The following is an 18,609-nucleotide window of genomic DNA, read 5'->3' as shown; positions in this document are numbered from 1 at the left end:
CGCCCTGGAATGGCCTCCATCGACCACTGGCCCGCAGGACACCACCATGATCAGCACCGCCTCTTCCGTGTATACGCCCCGCCTGGATGCCGTCGGCCGCTGGCTCTCGCCGCTGGCCCTGCGCGCACTGCTGGCCTGGGAATTCTTCGAGTCCGGCCGCGAGAAGCTGGGCGGGCAGAACTGGTTCGCCGATCTGGAAGGGCGTTTCCCGTTTCCGTTTTCCACCCTGCCGGCGTCGTTGAACTGGCAGTTGGCCACCTGGCTGGAGCTGGTGGGCGCGGTGCTGTTGCTGCTGGGCCTGGCCACGCGTTCGGTGGCCTACATCTTCTGGGTACTCACCATCGTCGCCATCGCCGCCGTGCACTGGCCCGACCAGTGGAACGGCCTGGGCGAACTCTGGCAGGGCTATGCGATCACCGACCAGGGCTACGGCAACTTCAAGCTGCCGCTGCTGTTCCTGGCGATGCTGCTGCCGCTGATCCTCAACGGCGGTGGTGCGCTCAGCCTGGACCGGCTGCTGACCGGCCCGCAACGCGCCGCTGGCGGCAATGACGGCCTCGGCTGGGGCGTGAGCCTGATCGCCCTGCTGCTGCCGGTTGCCGCGCTGCTGCCCGGCATCGGCTTCGGTGGCGCCCTGCTCGGCGCAGCCCTGCTGCTGGCCTACGGGCTGCGCCGTCGCCGCACCGGCTGATCCCACAGCGACCACACCGTTTCCCTTTGTTTTCCGTCGCCCCAGGCGGCGTCCACCCCGCACGCCCTGCGTGCCAATCCAAGGAGTCATCACCATGTCCGTTTCGACCAAGAACACCGCTGCTTCCCGCCTGCCGCGCATTGGCGCCATTGGTATCGCCCTGGCCGGTGGCCTGCTGCTGGCCGGCCAGGCCGCTGCGATCCAACCGTTGGCGATCAGCGCGGTCTCGATGAGCGCCGCCGCCGAAGGCAAGTGCGGTGAAGGCAAGTGCGGCGCCAACAAGGCCAGCACCAGCAAGCCCGCCGGCAAGGCCAAGGTGGCCGAAGGCCAGTGCGGTGAAGGCAAGTGTGGCGATGCCTCGTTCGCCCGCACCGACCGTGACCACGACGGCCGCGTGTCGCGGGCCGAGTTCAACGCCGTGGCCGGCGAGCGCGCCGCCGAGTTCGATCGCATCGACGCCGACCATGACGGCTACATCAGCGAGCAGGAAGCGCACGACTACCTGCGCAGCGTCTACACCGCCCACGGCAAGCCGATGCCGAAGGGTCTGTTCTCCCGCGTCAACGACTGATTGCGTTCCCACGGCGCCGCCGCAATGGCGGCGCCCTTGCCTGGAGTAGTGCCCATGCACACGCCCCTGCCCACTGCCAGCGCCGGTCTTGGCCTACGCCGCGGCCTGATCGATGAACTGCTGGCGATGCCGGCCGATGCTGTCGACTTCCTTGAAGTGTCGCCGGACAACTGGATCGGTGTGGGCGGCGCCCACGGCGCCGCGCTGCGCCAGCTGAGCGAGCGCCATCGCCTGACCTGTCATGGCCTTTCGTTGTCTCTGGGCGGCCCCGACCCGCTGGACCGTACCCTGCTGGCGCAGACCCGTGCCTTCCTCGATCTGCACCAGGTGCAGCTGTACAGCGAACACCTGAGCTACTGCGCCGCCGGCGGCCATGTCTACGACCTGCTGCCGCTGCCGTTCACCGCCGAGGCCGTGCACCACATCGCCAATCGCATCCGCCAGGTGCAGGACACACTCGGCCGGCGCATCGCCGTGGAAAACATCTCCTACTACGCCGTGCCCGGTGCGGACATGAGCGAGATCGACTTCATCACTGCGGTGCTGGCCGAGGCCGACTGCGACCTGCTGCTGGACGTCAACAATGTCTTCGTCAACGCCTGCAACAACGGCTACGACGCCTTCGATTTCCTGGCACGCGTACCTGCGCATCGCGTTGCCTCACTGCACGTGGCCGGCCACTTCGATGAAGACGACGGCTTCAAGATCGACACCCATGGCGCACCGGTGAAGGGCGTGGTCTGGGCCCTGCTGCACGAGGCATATGCGCGTGTCGGCGTGCGCCCTACCCTGCTGGAACGTGATTTCAACTTCCCTCCTCTGGCCGAGCTGCTGGCCGAGGTCGAGCAGATCCGCCAGGTGCAGGCCGATGTGCTGCTGCCCGAGGTGGCCCATGGCTGAGTCGCTGGCGACCCTGCAGCAGCGCTGGGCCGATCATGTACGCGATCCGTCGATGCCCGCGCCCGAGGGCATCGATGCACGACGGATGGCGGTCTACCGCCGCCTCTGCATCGACAGCCTGGACAACCTGCTGGCAGGCAGCCTGCCGCGCCTGCAGGCGCAGCTGGGTGATGCCTGCTGGCGCGATACCGTCGAGCACTACTACGCGCGCCATGCCTGCCATACGCCGTTGTTCCCGCAGATCGCAGGTGAATTCGCCGCGTGGCTGGGCGTGCAGGCAGACCTCGCGCTGCCGGGTTGGATCGCAGAACTGGCGCACTACGAAAGCACGCAGCAGGCACTGCACATCGAAGCGCGGGACGCCGGCCAGATGCCATTGCATGAGCCACAGGCAGGCAACGTGCTTGCGCTGTCTCCACTGGTGCGGGTACTGGGCTACCAGTGGCCTGTGCATGAGGATACCGGATTGAACGGTGCGCCGAGCACGATACCGACATTACTGCTTCTGCGACGCCTGGGTGATTTCAGCCTGCGGGTCGAGGAATTGGCACCGTTGACGTATGCGTTGCTGTCGGCTTTCGGCGACGCCGGCGCCGGCGTGGAAGACGCGCTGCAGGTACTGGCCGAGGCGCATGGCGTTGCCGCCGACGAACTGCGTGCGGCCTGCAGTCCGCTGCTGGGCGAGCTGTGCGCGGGCGGCGTGCTGGTTGTGACGAACGACTGCTGAGCGAGCCGGCCAGCGGCCGGCACTACCCCTTCCCTGGCCGACCAGCGGCCGGCACTACCCCTTCCCTGGCCGACCAGCAGCCGGCTCGGCCCCTTCCCTGGCCGGCCAAAGGCCGGCATGGCCCCTCTCCGTTCTTCGAGGTCTGATCATGACTGTTTCCCACACTTCCCTTCTGCACGGCTGGCGCCTGTTCGTGGCCATCGCCGTGGTCCTGATCGCATTCGCACTGGCGGCGTTCGCCCTGCAGCCCGACATCATCGAAGGCAGCCGCGCGGCGATCCGGGTTACCGCGCGCACATCGTTCCTGCTGTTCCTGGCCGCGTTCACCGCATCCTCGTTCGCCAGCCTGCTGCCCGGCCCGTTCACCCGCTTCCTGTTGCGCGAACGGCGTATCGTCGGCCTGTCGTTTGCGTTCTCGCACCTGCTGCATGCGGTGGCGATCACCACCTTCGGCATCCTCAACCCTGCGTTCTGGCCAGCGCGCTCGGCCCTGGCCAACCTGCCGGGCTCGGTCGGCTACGTGGCCATCCTTGCCCTGGCCATCACCTCGCATCGTGGCATCGCCCGCCGCATGGGTCCGACCGCGTGGCGTCGCCTGCACGTCACCGGCATGTGGATCATCGCCGCAGTGTTCACCTATTCGTACTTCAAGCGCGTGCCCGGCAACTTCTGGTACGCGGTGCCCTCGGCGTTGCTGTTCACCGCTTTCGTGGTGCGCGCAATCGCCAAGCGGGCGCAGTCGCTGCGGCGCAATGCGCATGCGCGGCCGGCGCCGCGCGCAGCGTGACCGGTCGGGGCCAGATCCGCTTGCCAACGGCCAAGGGATCTGCCCCCTACTGGCTTCGCGCGGCGCGATAGACCGCATAGGCCGCGAGGATCTTCTGCAGCCTGGCCTGCTGCTTGGCGCCCATCGGCACCCGCTGCACGCGCTTCAACAGCGTCTTCCACATGTATCCGGAACGGAAGAAGTATGGCCGCACCTCGAGGAAGGTCAGCACGACATCCACCGTATCCGGATCGTGCTCAGCCAGTTGCTTCAGTGCATTGGCGTAGCCACCCGGAAACGCAAGCTGTTCATAACGTTGGTTGTATTCCACGCAGGCTGCCGCATGCCGCTGCATTTCTTCCGGGCCACGCCAGCGCGCGCCAGCGGCTTCGCGGACGGCCTGGCGGAGCCGGTTGATCTCTTCGGCATTGGCTCGGATCAGACGCTCCATTGGCGCGCGCGGGTGGGCCATGGTTCCTTCCAGGTCTTCGGGGTCAGATCCCTTTCCCGGTGGGAAAGGGATCTGACCCACTTCAGGTCACAGCGTCCGGCGCAGCGTGATCAGGGTGATCTCCGACGGCACGCCGATGCGCGCCGGGAAACCTGCCCACAGACCGGCACCGTTGCTCACATACAAGGTCATGCCATCGACTTCGTAGCGCCCGGAGACGAAACCCCCGTTGGCCCGCTTCACCAGCTGGTCCATGCCGATGATCTGCCCACCATGGGTATGCCCGGACAGCTGCAGCGCCACGCCACGGGCGGCGGCCTCGCGCGCATTGCGCGGACGGTGATCGAGCAGGATCACCGGCGCGGACCGATCAGCCCCGGCCAGCGCGGCATCGATATCCGGCAACGGCAGGCCATAGCGGGCCGCCACCGGATCGGTGACACCGGCGATGGTCAGCGCGGCGTCACCACGGCGTACCTGCAGATGGCTGTTCTCCAGCACCTGCATGTGCAGCGCGCGGAACGCCTGCATCCAGTCCTGGTACTGCGCGTAGTACTCGTGGTTGCCGGTGATGGCAATGACGCCGTCGGGTGCGCGCAGATCGGCCAGCGGGCGCGCATCATCGCGGCGGGCGTGCACGCTGCCATCGATCAGGTCACCAGTGATCACGATCAGGTCCGGCTTCAATGCGTTGCTCGCGGCCACCACCTTGCGCACCCAATCGCCGGTCAGCAGGCGGCTGGCATGGATGTCGGTCAGCTGCAGCACGCGGTAGCCGTCGAACGCGGGCGGCAGATCGTTGATCGCCACCTCAATCTGCCGGGCCTGGGGCACGGCCATGCCCTGGCTGATGCCATAGCCACTGGCCAGCAGGGCCAGCACGCCGGCCACGGGCCGCAGCTTCGCGCCGCGAAGCGCCGACGCGGCGCGCTGCCAACGCAGCAGGCGGGAAAGCAGCAGGCCGGCATCCAGCACCAGCATGGCCAACGCCAGCAGCAGCACCGCCGTCGATCCGGTGGCCAGCGTGGCGATGGCCAGCTTCGGAATCTCCGGCGATGCCATCGTGCCCCAGAAGGTAGCCACGATGCGCAGCTGCACCGCAATGGCCACCAGCAGCAGCGACAGCACGATCTTCAGCCAGGCCTGCATGCGCAGTGGCCAGAACAGGCGCCAGGCCACATACAGGCCCATCAACAAACCGATCGTACTCAGCACTGCAACCATCCGGTGAAGAAAGCGGGCCCGCCATGGTGAACGGTGCCGGCCGCGTTGTGTAGAGCCGAGCCATGCTCGGCTGCTCAAGACCAGTCGAGCAAGCTCGACTCTACGTGACCGGCAGCCGAGCATGGCTCGGCTCTACAGGGACAGGCGGGTCAAGCCATTCCGTCGAGGCGCTCCACCCGCAGGCGGGCGATGCGGCGCTTCTCCATCGCCAGTACGGTGATGCGCACGTCGGCGATCTCCACCGCGTCACCGATGTCCGGCAGGCGGCCCAGCTGCTCCAGCACCAGCCCGGAGATGGTCATGTAGTCGGCACTGCGCGGCAACGACACACCGGTCAGCCGCTGCAGGTCGTCCAGGGTCAACGCACCGTCGGCTTCCCACTGCTGCTCGCCCTGCGCGATTACGCCATAGCGCTCGTCCTGGGTGTCGACCAGGTCACCGGCAATGGCGGCCAGCAGGTCATTGGCGGTGACCAGGCCTTCCACGCTGCCGTACTCGTCCACCGCTACCGCCAGCGGCACCGGGTGCTGGCGGATCAGTTCCAGGGCCTGCAACGCGCTGGCACTGGACAACACGTACTGCGGCTCGCGCAGATTGCCTTCCAGCTGCAGCGGCCTGCCCTGCAGCAGGTCGGCCAGCAGATCGCGGCTCTGCACCACGCCGCGCAGGCTGTCCAGATCGCCGTCACCCACCAGCAGGCGGGTATGCGGCGAGGCCACCAGGCGTGCAACCACATCGTCCTGGCCACGCGCCAGATCGATCCACTGCACGTCGGCGCGCACGGTCATCACGCTCGACACCGGCCGGTCGGCCAGGCCCAGCACGCTGCGGATCATCTCGTGCTCGGCCGGCTGCAGGCGCTCTTCGGCATCCTCAAGCGACTCCTCGCCGGCATCGTCGTGGCCATTGGCCGGGCGCGCGCCGAGCATCCTCAGCACCGCATCGGCGGTGCGCTGGCGGAACGGCTGCCGGCGCTCGTTGCGCTCGCGGTTGAAGCGCACCCACTGGTTGAACGCCTCGACCAGGATCGAGAAGGCGATGGCCGCATACAGATAGCCCTTCGGGATCTTGTAGCCCAGGCCCTCGGCCACCAGGCTGAAACCGATCATCAGCAGGAAGCCCAGGCACAGCACCACCACCGTAGGATGCTTGTTGACGAAGCGGGTCAGCGGCTTGCTGGCCACCAGCATCAGTGCCATCGCGATGGTCACCGCCGCGTACATCACGCCCAGGTTGTCGACCATGCCGACCGCGGTGATCACCGAGTCCAGCGAGAACACCGCATCGAGCACGACGATCTGCGCCACCACCATCGCAAAACTGGCATAGACCTTCTTGCCGTCTTCATGGTGCTCGCGGCCTTCCAGCCGTTCGTGCAGCTCCATCGTGCCCTTGAACAGCAGGAACAGGCCGCCGCCCAGCAGGATCAGGTCACGCCCGGAGAAACTGTGGTCGAACAGCGTGAGCAGCGGTTCGGTCAGCTTCATGATCCAGGCCAGCGCGGCCAGCAGCACCAGCCGCATCAGCAACGCCAGCGCCAGGCCGATTACCCGCGCGCGGTCGCGCTGGTGCGGCGGCAGCTTGTCGGCCAGGATCGCGATGAACACCAGGTTGTCGATGCCGAGCACGATCTCCAGCACGACCAGGGTTGCAAGGCCCATCCAGATCGAGGGGTCAGCCAACCATTCCATTTCAGGTCCGTTTCGTCAGTAGGGAAGAAAAAGGGAAAGCCACTCAGTCACCCTCCTGCACCTGCGCCGGGTCATGCCCGAGCAGGTCGCCGGGCGTGCATTGCAGCTCCCGGCAGATGGCATCCAGGGTGGAAAAGCGGATGGCGCGCGCCTTGCCGGTCTTCAGGATCGACAGGTTCGCCAGGGTGATGTCGATGCGCGCCGCCAGCTCGGACAGGGTCATGCCCCGCTCCTGCAGCATGCGGTCCAGGGTGATGATGATCGCCATCAGCGCGCGCCCATCAGATCACACCGTCCAGGTCATCGCGCATCGCCGCGCCCACGGCAAACACCCGCGCCAGCACGAACAGCATCAGTACCGCCACCAGGCCGGTGATCGACATGCCGCCGCCGACTTCCATCCAGGTGAAGTCCGGCCCCATCCAGGCCGCGTAGGCGCCGATCAGGATCGACAGCAGTTCCATGGCCAGCATCAGCCAGGCCATGCGCTGCAGGCGCTGTGCATTGGCGTGGGTGAACGGACGCTCGCGCGCGGCCGACTTCAGCAGCCGCAGCAGGTGACGCAGGAACAGCAGGCACAGCACCAGCAGGGCAATGATCGCGCCCAGCCCCAGGCAGAAATGCAGAAACAGGTCGCTGCCGTGCGCGGCCGCCGCAGCGGTGTCATGCACGCTGTCGAGCAGCCAGCGACGATCATGGGCCACCAGCGGCACGGCCAGCAGGGCGGCCAGGATGCCCAGCCAGCACATCGCGCGGACCGCCTGGACGGCGGCCAGGGCCAGGGTGAACAAGCCTCGCGCAGCAGTGGCGCGAGCGGGACGAGCGGTCAAGCGGCCTCCGGCATTGGGGTGGCCTCGCCGCCCCGGGGTGTATTTATCGATAAACGATATACCACAACCGGCGTGAAAGACTGAATCGCGCGTATGTCCCGCACCCGCTTGACGCCAGGTAGTCGCCCGATGGAATATCAGTTAACGAATTAGTTAATCATATCGTCATGGACCGCATCTTCGAAGCCCTCGCCTCCACCGCACGCCGGCAGATCCTGGCCTACCTCAGTGCCGGCGAGCTCAGTGCCGGCGAGCTGGCCGAACGCTTCGACTTCAGCAAGCCCGCGCTGTCCAGCCACCTGCGCATCCTCGAGGATGCCGGCCTGATCGAACGCGAGAAGCGCGGCCAGTTCGTGTACTTCCGCCAGGTGCCCGACCGCCTGGCCAACACGCTGTTCTCCTGGGCCGCCGAAGTCTGTCCGGTGGGTGGCCCACTCAAGCGCGAAGCACGCGCGCGCCGCAAGTCCCCTGCGCGCTGAGCGCGCCCGCCAAGGAGTCTGACGATGCCTGCTTCGATCCGCGATGACCGTTCGTTTCCGGCGGTGCAGCTTCCCGCGCAGGCCGGTAGCAGCCCGACCGAAGTGACCCTCATCGCGCAGCTCGGCATCGGTGCAGGTGACATGCTTGTGGCCGACGCCAGCCAACGCCAGCGTCACCACCCGGCCTTCATCGACGCGCTGGACGAGCCTTCGGCCCGGCTGGGCGGCATGCATCTGCAACACGGCGATGCCTCTTCGCTGTACAGCTTCGCGGTGGGAGCGGGTGGCCACCCGTTCCATCGCCATGCGGGACCACGGATGTTCACGGCCATCGCCGGCAGCTCGGGCGCCGAGCTGCGCTTCGCCGTCGCCTCGGACGCCCAGCTGGCAGGCGATCCCGGCGCCTTCGCACGTTCACTGCGGCGTATCCGCATACCGCCGGACTGCCTGTTCACCGTGCGCTTCGGCGGCGGCACCTGGCACCAGTTCACCTCCAACCATCCGGCCCATCCCGCGCTGTTCGCATTGTCGTGCCACAGCAACGAGCTGGCCGGGGCGATGACCGAACAGACGCACGCGCTGATAAGCCGCAATGCCGCCGACATTCCCAGCCTGACCGATGTACTGCCGGACGCGCATGTGCCGACGCCTGAAGCCTTGGCAGCGGCGCCTCTGCTGCGGCTGTCGCTGCAGGCGCCGGCGCCGAGCCTGTGCGCCCGCCTGTGCACGCAGGCCCGCGCCCTGCTCGGCCCGCTACGGCGGATTTCGCTGCGACCGCTGCGGGGCTTCGTCGAACGCGCGACGCCAGGCTACCCGATCCAGTCAAGGTCCGCCGCCAGCGAAGGCCTGCTGGCTGCCGCACTGCCACACAGCCACTACCAGGACCTGACCACGCTGCGTCTGGACCACACGCAGGTCTCACATCGTTCCACATCTGCGCTGCTGGCTGATGTCCTGGAAGGATTTCTGCGCAATCCGCCTGCCGGCGTGGGCCACCTGATGGCGCTTCGCAACCGTCTGGTCGCGCCGCTTCGGTTGCGGACGTCGCCGCTGGGGTGCCCAGTATCATCGCTGCTGTCGGCCGATCGCAGCCGGTTGTTCGCCGGCCGCTATCCGGTGCTGGATTCGCACATCGACGCAGAAAACGACTACGCCGAAGTGCTGCTCGGTGCTGATGATCGGCACCTGCGCTTCCGCAGCCGCGTACGGGTTCAACGGTGTGCCGAAGGCCACATCGAAATCAGCCTGGGCACGCGCGTGCAGACCCACAATGCCTTCGGTCGCCTCTACATGGCGCTGATCGACAGCACGCATCGGCACTACGTGGCTCCTGCATTGCTGCGCCGTGCGGTGGAACATGCACTGGCACCGGAACTGGCCGATCTCGATGAGTTTGCAACCGGCCCGGTGCGTTGATGATGCCGGCCAGCGGCCGGCACTACCCCGAGATGTAGCGGTACACCAGATCCTGCGCGTCGCTGCGCGTGGCCTGCGCATCGAGCACGCCGCCCAGGCGCCTTGCCACCGCCTGCGAGGCGATATTGTCCGGCGCCATGTAGCTGACCAGGGTCGGCAGCTGCACCACCACGAATGCCCAGTCGCGCAGCGCGCCGGCCGCTTCGGTGGCAAAGCCCTGCCCTTCGTGGCCGTCGTACAGCAACCAGCCCAGTTCCTTTTCCGGGAACAGCGGGCCGTGATTGATGCCGACCTGGCCGATGCAGGCGCCACTGTCGCTCCGCTCGATCATCAGCGCGCCGTGGCCGAACAGGTGCCAGCTGGCCAGGTCATGGCAGAACTGGCCCCAGGCCGCCACTTCGCCAAACGGACCGCCCATGCCGCGTGCGCGCGGCGATGCCAGGAACGCTGCATAGACGCCGAAGTCGTCCAGCCGTTGCGGGCGCAGCCGCAGGCGTGCGGTGTGCAGGGTGGGGATCTCAAGCATGGCCCATGCCGGCTCAGTACACCGCCAGGTGGCCGCAGCCACGGCGCTGCGGTTGCCCTTGCAGCGTCACCTGCACGCTGGCCTGGGTATCCACGCCTTCGGCATTGCGGCACGACTCGCGCTTGATCTCGACAATGGCCGGCTGCCTGCCCAGCTCTCCGTTGAGCACGATCAGCGTACTGGGTGCATCGGCGGGTTGGCCCAGATAGCGCAGCGTGCCGGTGTGGGTGCGGCCATCGGCGCTGAGGCTGGCATCGTGGTTGCCCTTGCCGGTGGACGCGATCTCGATGCGCCAGCCGGCACCGCCGCCCGTGAAGGCCGGCACCGGGCTCAGGCCGGCGCCCAGAGTGGGAGGGTGCGGCTCATCGGCCGACGTCTGCGAGGGCGTGCTGCAGCCAGCCAGCACGCCGGCCAGCAGCATGGCAGCCAGAAGGGGGCGCATGATCATGTCCAGCTCCTGCAACGTTCGGGGCGGCCAGTCTAGGGGCCGGCGCGTGCGCCGGCGATGAACGCCGGCCTCAGCGCCCACTACGTCCACCGCCGGCCACCCGCACCCGATCACGGCCCTGCGCTTTGGCCTGGTACATCGCCGCGTCGGCAGCGCGCAGCAGGGCCCGCCAGCCCAGCGCATCGGTGCCACCCTGCGCCACGCCGAAGCTGGCAGTCACCCGCAGCACGCCGTCACCGGCCACCGCAATATCGAGCTGGCGCAGGGCCACGCGCAGCGATTCGGCCAGCTGCCGGCCGGCGGCCAGGTCACCGTCGGCCAGCAGCACCAGGAACTCCTCGCCGCCGTAGCGGGCAATGCTGTCGCTGCGGCGCAGATGACGCTGCAGCAATCGGGCCACCTGTACCAGCACCGCGTCGCCGGCATCGTGGCCATGGCCATCGTTGATGGCCTTGAAGCGGTCCACGTCCAGCAGGATCACTACGGCATCCGCGTCTCCGTCGGCATGGCGCTGCTGCACTTTTTCTTCCAGCGCGCGCCGGTTCAACAGCCCGGTCAGTTCATCGGTGCCGGCCAGCTGGCGCAGTTCACTGGTCAGCGCCGAGCGTTCGCGCGAGCTCCCGCGCAGCACTTCGATGGCATCGAACAGGCGTTGCATCTCGGCCAGTGGATGGGTGGCGTGCTGCTCCGGACCGGGTGTGTCCGAGGCGATCTGGATCACCTGCTTCTGCGCCTGCAGCAGCGGGCGCAGGATCTGCCGATGTGCGATGCGCAGGGCGCCGCCCAACACCAGCAGCGTACCCAGCGCGGTGGCCACCAGCACCCCCAGCCGTGTCGCCTCGCGGTTGCGGGCGTGCTCGAAGCGATCGATCGACACCCGCAGATAGCCGTCGCGCAGTTCCTCCAGCGAACGCAGCGTCGGTACGTAGCGCGTGGTGAACTCGGCAGCGGTCCACGGCGGTGGACGGCCGCGCCTGCCATCCTCGATCAGCTGCTCGATCATCGGCAGCGACTCGCCGAAGAACTGCCGTCGCGCCATGTCCCAATGCCAGGACAGCGTCGGGTCACTGCGGAACACCGACTCATGACTGCCTGCCAGGTGCCACAGCTCGAGCAGGCGGCCTTCGGTCTGCAACGCGGCGCGCACCTGCTCATCGCGCCACGCGCCGGGTACTGCCACCGGCGCCATCACGTTGGAGGCCAGCCGGCCACCGTGTTCGCGCAGGTCGATCAGCACCTGGCCCTGCATCGCCGGGATGGCAGCTTCGCGGTCGGCGCGCACCAGCGCGTTGATCTGTGCCGAGGTCAGCAGGTGCAGACGATCGACCACGGCGAACATGCTGCTGATCGCACGCTCCACCTCTTCCACCCGCCGCGCATCGCGTGGTCGTGCCACGATCTGGTCCACCGCTGCGCGCGCCGAGGACAACCGGCGCCGTGCATCGGCCAGCAGGCCCTGGCCATCCACCTCTCCCGGGTCGGCCTTGAAGACCGCATCGAGGCGCAGCAGCGCGGCATCCACCCGTTGCCGTGCCGCCGCCAGCTGCGCGGCCAATCGCGCGTGCGTGCCTGCGTCGGCCGGGTCTGCGCCGAGCAGGCTGTTGGCCGGGCCACGCTCGGCCGAGATCAGATTGGCCAGCTCGAAGGTCTGGCGCAGCTGGCGCAGGCTGACCAGGTTGGTCTCGGCTTCAACGAAGCGCTGCGTCCCCTGCACCAGCGCGATGGCCATCAACGGCAGCGTGCACAGCACGAACAGGCCGCCCAGTATCCAGAGCCATGTCTGCAGACCGATTGGCGATGCCCTGCGACCCATCGATGTAGCCCCCTGCATGTGGATCAGTGGATCAGCCGGCCCACGTCACCGCAGATCAGATCCAGCGCTGATCCACCAGCTCGCGCTTGACGTAGGCATAGAACACCGGCGCGGCGACCAGGCCCGGCAGGCCGAACGCCGCTTCCATCACCAGCATCGCCAGCAGCAGCTCCCAGGCACGGGCCTGGATCTCGCCACCGACGATGCGTGCGTTGAGGAAGTACTCCAGCTTGTGGATCACGATCAGGTACAGCAGCGCGGCCACCGCCACATAGAACGAGACCGACAGCGCGACGATGGTGATGACGGTGTTGGAGATGAGGTTGCCCACCACCGGCAGCAGGCCGGCCAGGAAGGTGATCAGCACCAGGGTCTTGGACAGCGGCAGGTGCACGCCGAACAGCGGCAGCACGCCCAGCAGGAAGATGCCGGTGAACACGGTGTTGAGCAGCGAGATCTTGACCTGCGCGAACACCACCTGGCGGAACGCGGTGGCCATGCGGCTGGTACGTCCGATCAGTTCCTGCGCCAGCGGCCCCATCTTCGGCAGCGGCAGTTCGTCGTACAGCGCGATCATGGCCCCGAGCACCATGCCGATCAGGATGCGCACGCCCACCTGCACCGCCGAGGTGCCGGCCACACCCAGCTGGCGCTGGTGTTCGGCCGCCCATTCGTTGAGCGCCGCACGCAATGCCGGCATGTCTTCGGGAATATAGGGCTGCAGCAGTGCCGGTACCTGATGGCGCGAACTGTTGAGGATCTCCATCAGGTGCCCCAGCAGCGCGTCCGGGCCGCCGGTCTCGGTGCGGAAGAACGAGGCGATGCCGATCCCGGCCAGCACCAATGCACTGATGATCACGGCGGACAGCAGGATCACCGCGATCGCCCGCGCCCGTCCCGGCGGCAGCCGGCCCTCCACCGTGGAGGCCAGCACATGGGTCAGCTGGAACACCAGCAGGCCCGACAACAGCGTCACCACCAGCCCCAGTTTCAGCGCCAGCCACATGCCCAGCAGCATCATCAACCAGGCCGCGATCCGTGCAACGGGGGGCTTGGGCTGGGCAGCGAGAGCGTCTTGCATGGCGGTACGTCCGGGCAGGGTGGCCCATGGTAGAGGATTGCCGGCGCAATGCCGCGTGCAGGCTGAACCGCCACCGGGCCAGCCACGGACTGGCGGCGCCGCGGTGCAGGTGGCCTCATTCGCCGTAGCTGGCGGTGTTCTTGCCCTGGCGCTTGGCGTGGTAGAGGGCGCGGTCGGCCAGCGCCAGCCAGTCCTCCACACTGCCGCCCCGGGGGGTGGCCGCGATGCCGATGCTGACGCTGAACTCGACGCCCGGGGTGGCCTGCCGGGCCGCCTCCAGCAGGCGCAGCCGGACGCGCTCGGCCACATGCATCGCATCCACCGGCGCGCAGTCATGCAGCAGTACCACGAACTCGTCGCCGCCCAGCCGCGCGGGCGTATCGCCGGGCCGGGCGAAGCTGCGCAGGGTAGCGGCGATGTGGCGCAGCACTTCGTCCCCGGCGCGGTGGCCATGGGAATCGTTGATGTGCTTGAAATCGTCCACGTCCAGCATCAGCAGGCAGGCGAAACCGCCCTGCCCCTGTGCGCGGTCCAGCGCCTGCTGCGCGCGCACGATCAGGAAACCACGGTTGGCCAGTTCAACCAGCGGATCCATCCGGCTCAACCGTTGCAGCTGCCGGTTCTGTGATTTGACCCGGCGCGCCAGCTGCCAGCTGAGGATGCTGAGCCCGATGCCGTAGACAAACAGGAAGGGCACGCTGAGCACGATCGTGCGCTGCGACGACACCGGTTGGTACGGGAACCCCAGCATCCACCAGGTGAGCGCGAAACCCAGCACCAGCGCCAGCGTTGCGCGCAGTGCCAGGCGCACGCCGCCGGCGGCGATCTTGTCGGCCACCAGCAACGCGGCGAACAGTGCACTGGGCACCGCACTGAGGCCCATGAAAGCGATCCAGCCGCCGCCGAAGAGGGAATCGACCACCATGCAGCGGAACTGCACCACTGCGGGCTGGCGCGAACGATGGGTCAGCAGCAGCGCCAGCGCCGGCCAGGCCAGCGCGTTGAGCAGCAACAGGAGCCAGGCCAGCGTGCCATCCTGGCGCTCAAGCATGATCGAGGCGATGGGAACCGCACCCAGTCCGTTGCCGACGAAGCGCATCCAGCCGATGCGCCGGGCCGCGCCAATGCCTTCGACCGCCACTTCCGTCGAGTCGGTGAAGTAAGGCATTGACGACCCCCTTGCGTGATCGCACGTTCCACTACGGCCCTGGCGGGCGGCCTGCAACGAGTCTGACAGCTTTGCGTCAATTCGGGATCAAGGTGGCATCGAACTCAGTGGAACTACTTCGCTGCATCCGCTCCCGAAGCGCCGGCGAGCACGGCCGCCTGCTGATTGCCCTTGCGTTCGCTGTAGCGATCCACCAGGTAATCCGACCGACCGCGTGTCAGCAGGGTGAATTTGACCAGCTCCTCCATCACATCCACCACCCGGTCATAGAACGCGGAGGGCTTCATCCGTCCGTCATCGTCAAACTCCTGCCAGGCCTTGGCCACCGACGACTGGTTGGGAATGGTCAGCATGCGCATCCAGCGCCCCAGTACACGCAGCGTGTTGACGGTGTTGAACGACTGCGAGCCCCCGCTGACCTGCATCACCGCAAGCGTCCTGCCCTGGGTGGGACGCATCCCGCCCTCCTCCAGCGGCAACCAGTCGATCTGGTTCTTGAACACGCCGGTCACCGTGCCGTGGCGTTCCGGACTGATCCACACGTGGCCCTCGGCCCATAGCGACCACGCACGCAGGCGCTGCACCTCCGGGTGGTGCTTGTCGGTGCTGTCCAGCATCGGCAACCCGTGCGGGTCGAACACCCGCGTCTGGCAGCCGAGATGGCGCAGCACGAGCTCAGCCTCCAGTGCCAGCTTGCGGCTGAACGATTCTGGCCGCAGCGAGCCATACAGCAGCAGGATCCTGGGAGGCCCGGCATCGCCGGCGGCCAGCAGGATGGGATCGGGCTGCGGAAGGGCGGCTTCGAGCAGATTCGGCAGTGCGGTACTTGAGATCGGCTTGTTCATTCGATTATTCTAGAAATATGGAAACGAAGATTGCAATCGCGGCCCTCACCGCCCTCGGCCACGCCACCCGCCTGGCCGCCTTCCGCCTGCTGGTCGAAGCCGGGCCCGCGGGGCGCATGGCCGGCGACATCGCCTCGATCCTGCAGGTGCCACCGGCCACGCTGAGTTTCCACCTGAAGGAACTGCTGCAGGCCGGCCTGGTGGAAAGCCAGAGCCAGGGCCGCAACGTCTGCTACCGCGCCAACTTCAACGCCATGACCGGCCTGATCGATTACCTCACCCACAACTGCTGTGCCGGCTCACCCGCGCCGGGCTGCAGCCCCAACGCGCCCGACTGCGCCTGCTGAGCGGAGATCTCCTTGTGCCCCCCCTACGCGTGCTGTTCCTGTGTACCGGCAATTCCGCCCGCAGTGTGCTCGCCGAAGCCACCCTGCGGGCGTGGGCCGGGCATCGCTTCGAGGTCTTCAGTGCCGGCAGCCAGCCGACCGGCCAGGTCAATCCGTTCGCCATCGCCCAGCTGCAGGCCGACGGCATCGCCGCCGCCGGGCTGCACAGCAAATCCTGGGACGTGTTCGCCCACGCCGCACCGATGGATCTGGTGATCACCGTCTGCGACGCCGCTGCGGCGGAAACCTGCCCGGTGGTGTTCGGCGATTTCCTGCGCACGCACTGGGGCCTGCCGGATCCGGCCGCAGTCGAAGGCAGCGACGCCGACAAGGCCCAGGCGTTTGCCCAGGCCCATGCCATCGTGAAGGCACGGCTGCTCGCCCTGCTGGCCCTGCCGGCCGCCACCTGGAACGACCGTGGTGAACTGAAACACGCCCTGGACCGGATCGGTTTCGTGCAGCCCGCAGACCCGGACGCATGAGCCGTTCCGCTCCGATGGGGCGCTTCGAACGCCACCTCACCTTGTGGGTCGCGTTGTGCATCGCGGCGGGCACCGCACTGGGCCATTTCCTGCCCGCTGCATTTGCCGCGCTGGCGCGCACCGAAGTGGCCAGGGTCAACCTGCCGATGGCGGTGCTGATCTGGCTGATGATCATCCCGATGCTGCTGAAGGTCGACTTCGGCGCGATGCGCCAGGTCGGCCAGCACTGGAAGGGCATCGGCGTGACACTGTTCATCAACTGGGCGGTCAAGCCGTTCTCGATGGCGCTGCTGGGCTGGCTGTTCCTGCGCCATGCCTTCGCCGGCTGGCTGCCGCCCGGGCAGGCCGACAGCTACATCGCCGGCCTGATCCTGCTGGCGGCAGCGCCGTGCACGGCGATGGTGTTCGTGTGGAGCAACCTGTGCCGCGGCGATGCCAACTTCACGCTGAGCCAGGTGGCGCTGAACGACGCGATCATGGTGGTGGCCTATGCGCCGGTGGTGGCGTTGCTGCTGGGCCTGGCGGCCATCAGCGTGCCGTGGGATACGCTGGTCCTGTCGGTGGCCCTGTACATCATCGCGCCAGTGATCGCTGCCGCAGTGCTGCGCCGCATGCTGCTGGCGCGACATGGCCCGGCCGGCCTGCAGGCCGTGCTGCGCGCGCTCGGTCCGCTGTCGCTGGCCGCGCTGCTGCTGACCCTGCTGCTGTTGTTCGGCTTCCAGGGCCGCCAGATCGTGCAGCAGCCGCTGGTCATCGCACTGATCGCGGTGCCGATCCTGATCCAGGTGTACTTCAACGCAGGGCTGGCCTACCTGTTGAACCGGCAGCTGGGCGTTGCCCACTGCGTGGCCGGTCCATCGGCGCTGATCGGCGCCAGCAACTTCTTCGAACTGGCCGTCGCGACCGCGGTGGGCCTGTTCGGCGTGCATTCCGGTGCAGCGCTGGCGACGGTGGTCGGCGTGCTGATCGAGGTACCGGTGATGCTGTCGGTGGTCCGCATCGTCAACGCATCGCAGGGCTGGTACGAGCGCAGGCGATGATCGCGCGCCCCGCCCTCACCCGCGCCGTGGCGCCGCCGTCGAGCCCCGTACCATCAGGCTGAACTCCAGCGTCTGCTGAAGCGGTACATCGGCACGCTCGATGATGGCCAGCAGCAGGTTGACCGCGCGCTCGCCGATTTCCCGCATCGGCTGCCGGATGGTGGTCAGCGGCGGCGTGAGGTAACGCGACGACGCCAGATCATCGAAGCCGACGATGGACAGGTCATCGGGCACGCCGATGCCCAGATCGCGGCAGGCCGCCAGGGCCCCCAGCGCCATCTGATCGCTGAAGCAGAAGATCGCCGTCGGTACGGGCGTGGCGGCCAGCAGCGCCGTCGCCGCGGCATGGCCGGAATCGACCGAGAAATCACCCGGCACGATGTTCAGCTGGCGCAGGCGACCGCGCGCCCTGGCGGCAGCCCGCACCCCTTCCAGGCGCTGCTGGTGCAGCGGGTTGTCGGGCGGCCCGCCGACCACGGCGATCCGCTCGTGGCCCAGCGCATACAGGTGTTCCATCACCGCGCGTGCGGCGGCCGCATTGTCGATGTGGACGCTGGGCAGCCCGAGCGCCGGGTCGAACTCGCAGCCATTGACCACCGGTGCGGCGGCCCCCTGCTGCTCGACGATGGCGCGTGCGGTGGGCGGCAGGCGATGCCCGAGCACGATCATGCCGTCGGCCTCGTTGCGACGGAGCATCTGTGCGTAGCGCTCCTCGCGGTCGGGTTGGTCCTGGGTATCGCCCAGCAGTACCGCGTAGCCGAGCGCCTGCGCGGCGTCTTCGGCACCCTGCAGGATCTGCGCGAAGAACGGGTTGGCGATGTCCGGCACGGTGACCAGGATCTTGCCGCTGCGCTGGGTCTTGAGCGTCCGCGCGACCGTGTTGGGCACATAGCCCAGCGCGGCGGCGGCCTGCTCGATGCGGGTGCGCGTGGCCGGCAGTACCTTGTCCGGCCGCGAAAGCGCGCGCGACACCGTGCCGGCGGAGACGCCAACGTGCTTTGCAATGTCGTAGATGGTGGCCATGGCGTTAGTCCTCCTGTCCGCTGTGCAGTGCACAACAGCTCCTGCGTGCGC

The 18,609-nt window shown here is 67.8% G+C and carries 22 protein-coding genes; 10 read left to right on the top strand and 12 right to left on the bottom strand.

Going from position 1 to position 18,609, the window contains the following annotated elements; all coding sequences use genetic code 11:
- The first annotated feature begins 46 nt into the window (after nucleotides 1-46).
- From C9412_RS02505 to C9412_RS02485, 5 genes are all read left to right on the top strand, one after another.
- A complete protein-coding gene (locus tag C9412_RS02505; protein WP_107230170.1) occupies nucleotides 47-691 on the top strand; it encodes a DoxX family protein in 645 nt (214 codons plus the stop codon).
- A gap of 94 nt (nucleotides 692-785) precedes the next feature.
- Nucleotides 786-1,262 carry a hypothetical protein gene (locus C9412_RS02500; protein WP_107230169.1) on the top strand — a complete coding sequence of 159 codons (477 nt, stop codon included), beginning with the start codon at nucleotides 786-788 and terminating at the stop codon, nucleotides 1,260-1,262.
- Nucleotides 1,263-1,316: 54 nt separating this feature from the next.
- Nucleotides 1,317-2,162 carry a DUF692 domain-containing protein gene (locus tag C9412_RS02495; protein ID WP_107230168.1) on the top strand — a complete coding sequence of 282 codons (846 nt, stop codon included), beginning with the start codon at nucleotides 1,317-1,319 and terminating at the stop codon, nucleotides 2,160-2,162.
- Nucleotides 2,155-2,889 carry a putative DNA-binding domain-containing protein gene (locus C9412_RS02490; RefSeq protein WP_107230167.1) on the top strand — a complete coding sequence of 245 codons (735 nt, stop codon included), beginning with the start codon at nucleotides 2,155-2,157 and terminating at the stop codon, nucleotides 2,887-2,889. The genes C9412_RS02495 and C9412_RS02490 overlap by 8 nt, the downstream gene beginning before the upstream one ends.
- Before the next feature lie 148 nt (nucleotides 2,890-3,037).
- Nucleotides 3,038-3,676 carry a ferric reductase-like transmembrane domain-containing protein gene (locus C9412_RS02485; protein WP_107230166.1) on the top strand — a complete coding sequence of 213 codons (639 nt, stop codon included), beginning with the start codon at nucleotides 3,038-3,040 and terminating at the stop codon, nucleotides 3,674-3,676.
- Between the two features lie 46 nt (nucleotides 3,677-3,722).
- On the opposite strand, the gene C9412_RS02480 is transcribed toward C9412_RS02485, so the two are convergent.
- The 5 genes from C9412_RS02480 to C9412_RS02460 form a co-directional block, all read right to left on the bottom strand.
- On the bottom strand, nucleotides 3,723-4,127 hold the full coding sequence (locus tag C9412_RS02480) for a hypothetical protein (protein WP_107230165.1): 405 nt from the start codon (nucleotides 4,125-4,127) through the stop codon (nucleotides 3,723-3,725).
- Nucleotides 4,128-4,193: 66 nt separating this feature from the next.
- Nucleotides 4,194-5,330 (bottom strand): metallophosphoesterase, encoded by a 1,137-nt coding sequence (locus tag C9412_RS02475; RefSeq protein ID WP_107230164.1) that lies wholly within the window; start codon nucleotides 5,328-5,330, stop codon nucleotides 4,194-4,196.
- Between the two features lie 149 nt (nucleotides 5,331-5,479).
- Entirely contained in the window at nucleotides 5,480-7,021 is a 1,542-nt protein-coding gene (locus C9412_RS02470; RefSeq protein WP_107230163.1) for a TerC family protein, read from the bottom strand.
- A gap of 43 nt (nucleotides 7,022-7,064) precedes the next feature.
- Nucleotides 7,065-7,289 carry a helix-turn-helix transcriptional regulator gene (locus tag C9412_RS02465; RefSeq protein ID WP_107230162.1) on the bottom strand — a complete coding sequence of 75 codons (225 nt, stop codon included), beginning with the start codon at nucleotides 7,287-7,289 and terminating at the stop codon, nucleotides 7,065-7,067.
- Nucleotides 7,290-7,302: 13 nt separating this feature from the next.
- Nucleotides 7,303-7,770 carry a DUF2975 domain-containing protein gene (locus C9412_RS02460; RefSeq protein WP_107230423.1) on the bottom strand — a complete coding sequence of 156 codons (468 nt, stop codon included), beginning with the start codon at nucleotides 7,768-7,770 and terminating at the stop codon, nucleotides 7,303-7,305.
- Between the two features lie 242 nt (nucleotides 7,771-8,012).
- Between C9412_RS02460 and C9412_RS02455 the strand changes: the two genes are divergently transcribed.
- On the top strand, nucleotides 8,013-8,330 hold the full coding sequence (locus tag C9412_RS02455) for a metalloregulator ArsR/SmtB family transcription factor (RefSeq protein ID WP_219906178.1): 318 nt from the start codon (nucleotides 8,013-8,015) through the stop codon (nucleotides 8,328-8,330).
- A gap of 24 nt (nucleotides 8,331-8,354) precedes the next feature.
- Nucleotides 8,355-9,746 carry a DUF2867 domain-containing protein gene (locus tag C9412_RS02450; RefSeq protein ID WP_107230160.1) on the top strand — a complete coding sequence of 464 codons (1,392 nt, stop codon included), beginning with the start codon at nucleotides 8,355-8,357 and terminating at the stop codon, nucleotides 9,744-9,746.
- 22 nt (nucleotides 9,747-9,768) lie between these two features.
- On the opposite strand, the gene C9412_RS02445 is transcribed toward C9412_RS02450, so the two are convergent.
- From C9412_RS02445 to arsH, 6 genes are all read right to left on the bottom strand, one after another.
- Nucleotides 9,769-10,272, bottom strand: coding sequence for a GNAT family N-acetyltransferase (locus C9412_RS02445; RefSeq protein ID WP_107230159.1), 504 nt, complete (start codon nucleotides 10,270-10,272; stop codon nucleotides 9,769-9,771).
- A 13-nt stretch (nucleotides 10,273-10,285) separates the two neighbouring features.
- Nucleotides 10,286-10,720: a hypothetical protein gene (locus C9412_RS02440; protein WP_107230158.1), complete on the bottom strand. Its 435-nt coding sequence runs from the start codon at nucleotides 10,718-10,720 to the stop codon at nucleotides 10,286-10,288.
- Nucleotides 10,721-10,790: 70 nt separating this feature from the next.
- Nucleotides 10,791-12,533 carry a GGDEF domain-containing protein gene (locus C9412_RS02435; RefSeq protein ID WP_107230157.1) on the bottom strand — a complete coding sequence of 581 codons (1,743 nt, stop codon included), beginning with the start codon at nucleotides 12,531-12,533 and terminating at the stop codon, nucleotides 10,791-10,793.
- 55 nt (nucleotides 12,534-12,588) lie between these two features.
- Nucleotides 12,589-13,614: an AI-2E family transporter gene (locus C9412_RS02430; protein WP_107230156.1), complete on the bottom strand. Its 1,026-nt coding sequence runs from the start codon at nucleotides 13,612-13,614 to the stop codon at nucleotides 12,589-12,591.
- A 115-nt stretch (nucleotides 13,615-13,729) separates the two neighbouring features.
- Nucleotides 13,730-14,782 carry a sensor domain-containing diguanylate cyclase gene (locus tag C9412_RS02425; RefSeq protein ID WP_107230155.1) on the bottom strand — a complete coding sequence of 351 codons (1,053 nt, stop codon included), beginning with the start codon at nucleotides 14,780-14,782 and terminating at the stop codon, nucleotides 13,730-13,732.
- A gap of 113 nt (nucleotides 14,783-14,895) precedes the next feature.
- Nucleotides 14,896-15,627, bottom strand: a complete 732-nt coding sequence (gene arsH / locus C9412_RS02420) for an arsenical resistance protein ArsH (RefSeq protein WP_107230154.1) — start codon at nucleotides 15,625-15,627, stop codon at nucleotides 14,896-14,898.
- A 17-nt stretch (nucleotides 15,628-15,644) separates the two neighbouring features.
- Between arsH and C9412_RS02415 the strand changes: the two genes are divergently transcribed.
- Genes C9412_RS02415 through arsB form a run of 3 tightly spaced genes read left to right on the top strand, consistent with a single transcriptional unit; the run spans nucleotide 15,645 to nucleotide 17,535 of the window.
- Nucleotides 15,645-15,974, top strand: a complete 330-nt coding sequence (locus C9412_RS02415) for a metalloregulator ArsR/SmtB family transcription factor (RefSeq protein ID WP_107230153.1) — start codon at nucleotides 15,645-15,647, stop codon at nucleotides 15,972-15,974.
- A gap of 14 nt (nucleotides 15,975-15,988) precedes the next feature.
- Nucleotides 15,989-16,495, top strand: a complete 507-nt coding sequence (locus C9412_RS02410; protein ID WP_107230152.1) for an arsenate reductase ArsC — start codon at nucleotides 15,989-15,991, stop codon at nucleotides 16,493-16,495.
- 14 nt (nucleotides 16,496-16,509) lie between these two features.
- Entirely contained in the window at nucleotides 16,510-17,535 is a 1,026-nt protein-coding gene (arsB, locus tag C9412_RS02405; RefSeq protein ID WP_107230151.1) for an ACR3 family arsenite efflux transporter, read from the top strand.
- A gap of 15 nt (nucleotides 17,536-17,550) precedes the next feature.
- Here arsB and C9412_RS02400 read toward each other — a convergent pair whose 3' ends face one another.
- Nucleotides 17,551-18,558 (bottom strand): LacI family DNA-binding transcriptional regulator, encoded by a 1,008-nt coding sequence (locus C9412_RS02400; RefSeq protein WP_107230150.1) that lies wholly within the window; start codon nucleotides 18,556-18,558, stop codon nucleotides 17,551-17,553.
- Nucleotides 18,559-18,609: the final 51 nt, after the last annotated feature.

Source organism: Stenotrophomonas sp. Nf1, from assembly GCF_003028475.1.
GTDB lineage: Bacteria > Pseudomonadota > Gammaproteobacteria > Xanthomonadales > Xanthomonadaceae > Stenotrophomonas.
The sequence above is the reverse complement of the archived record's forward strand: the minus strand, read 5'-3'. Positions and strand labels throughout refer to the sequence as shown.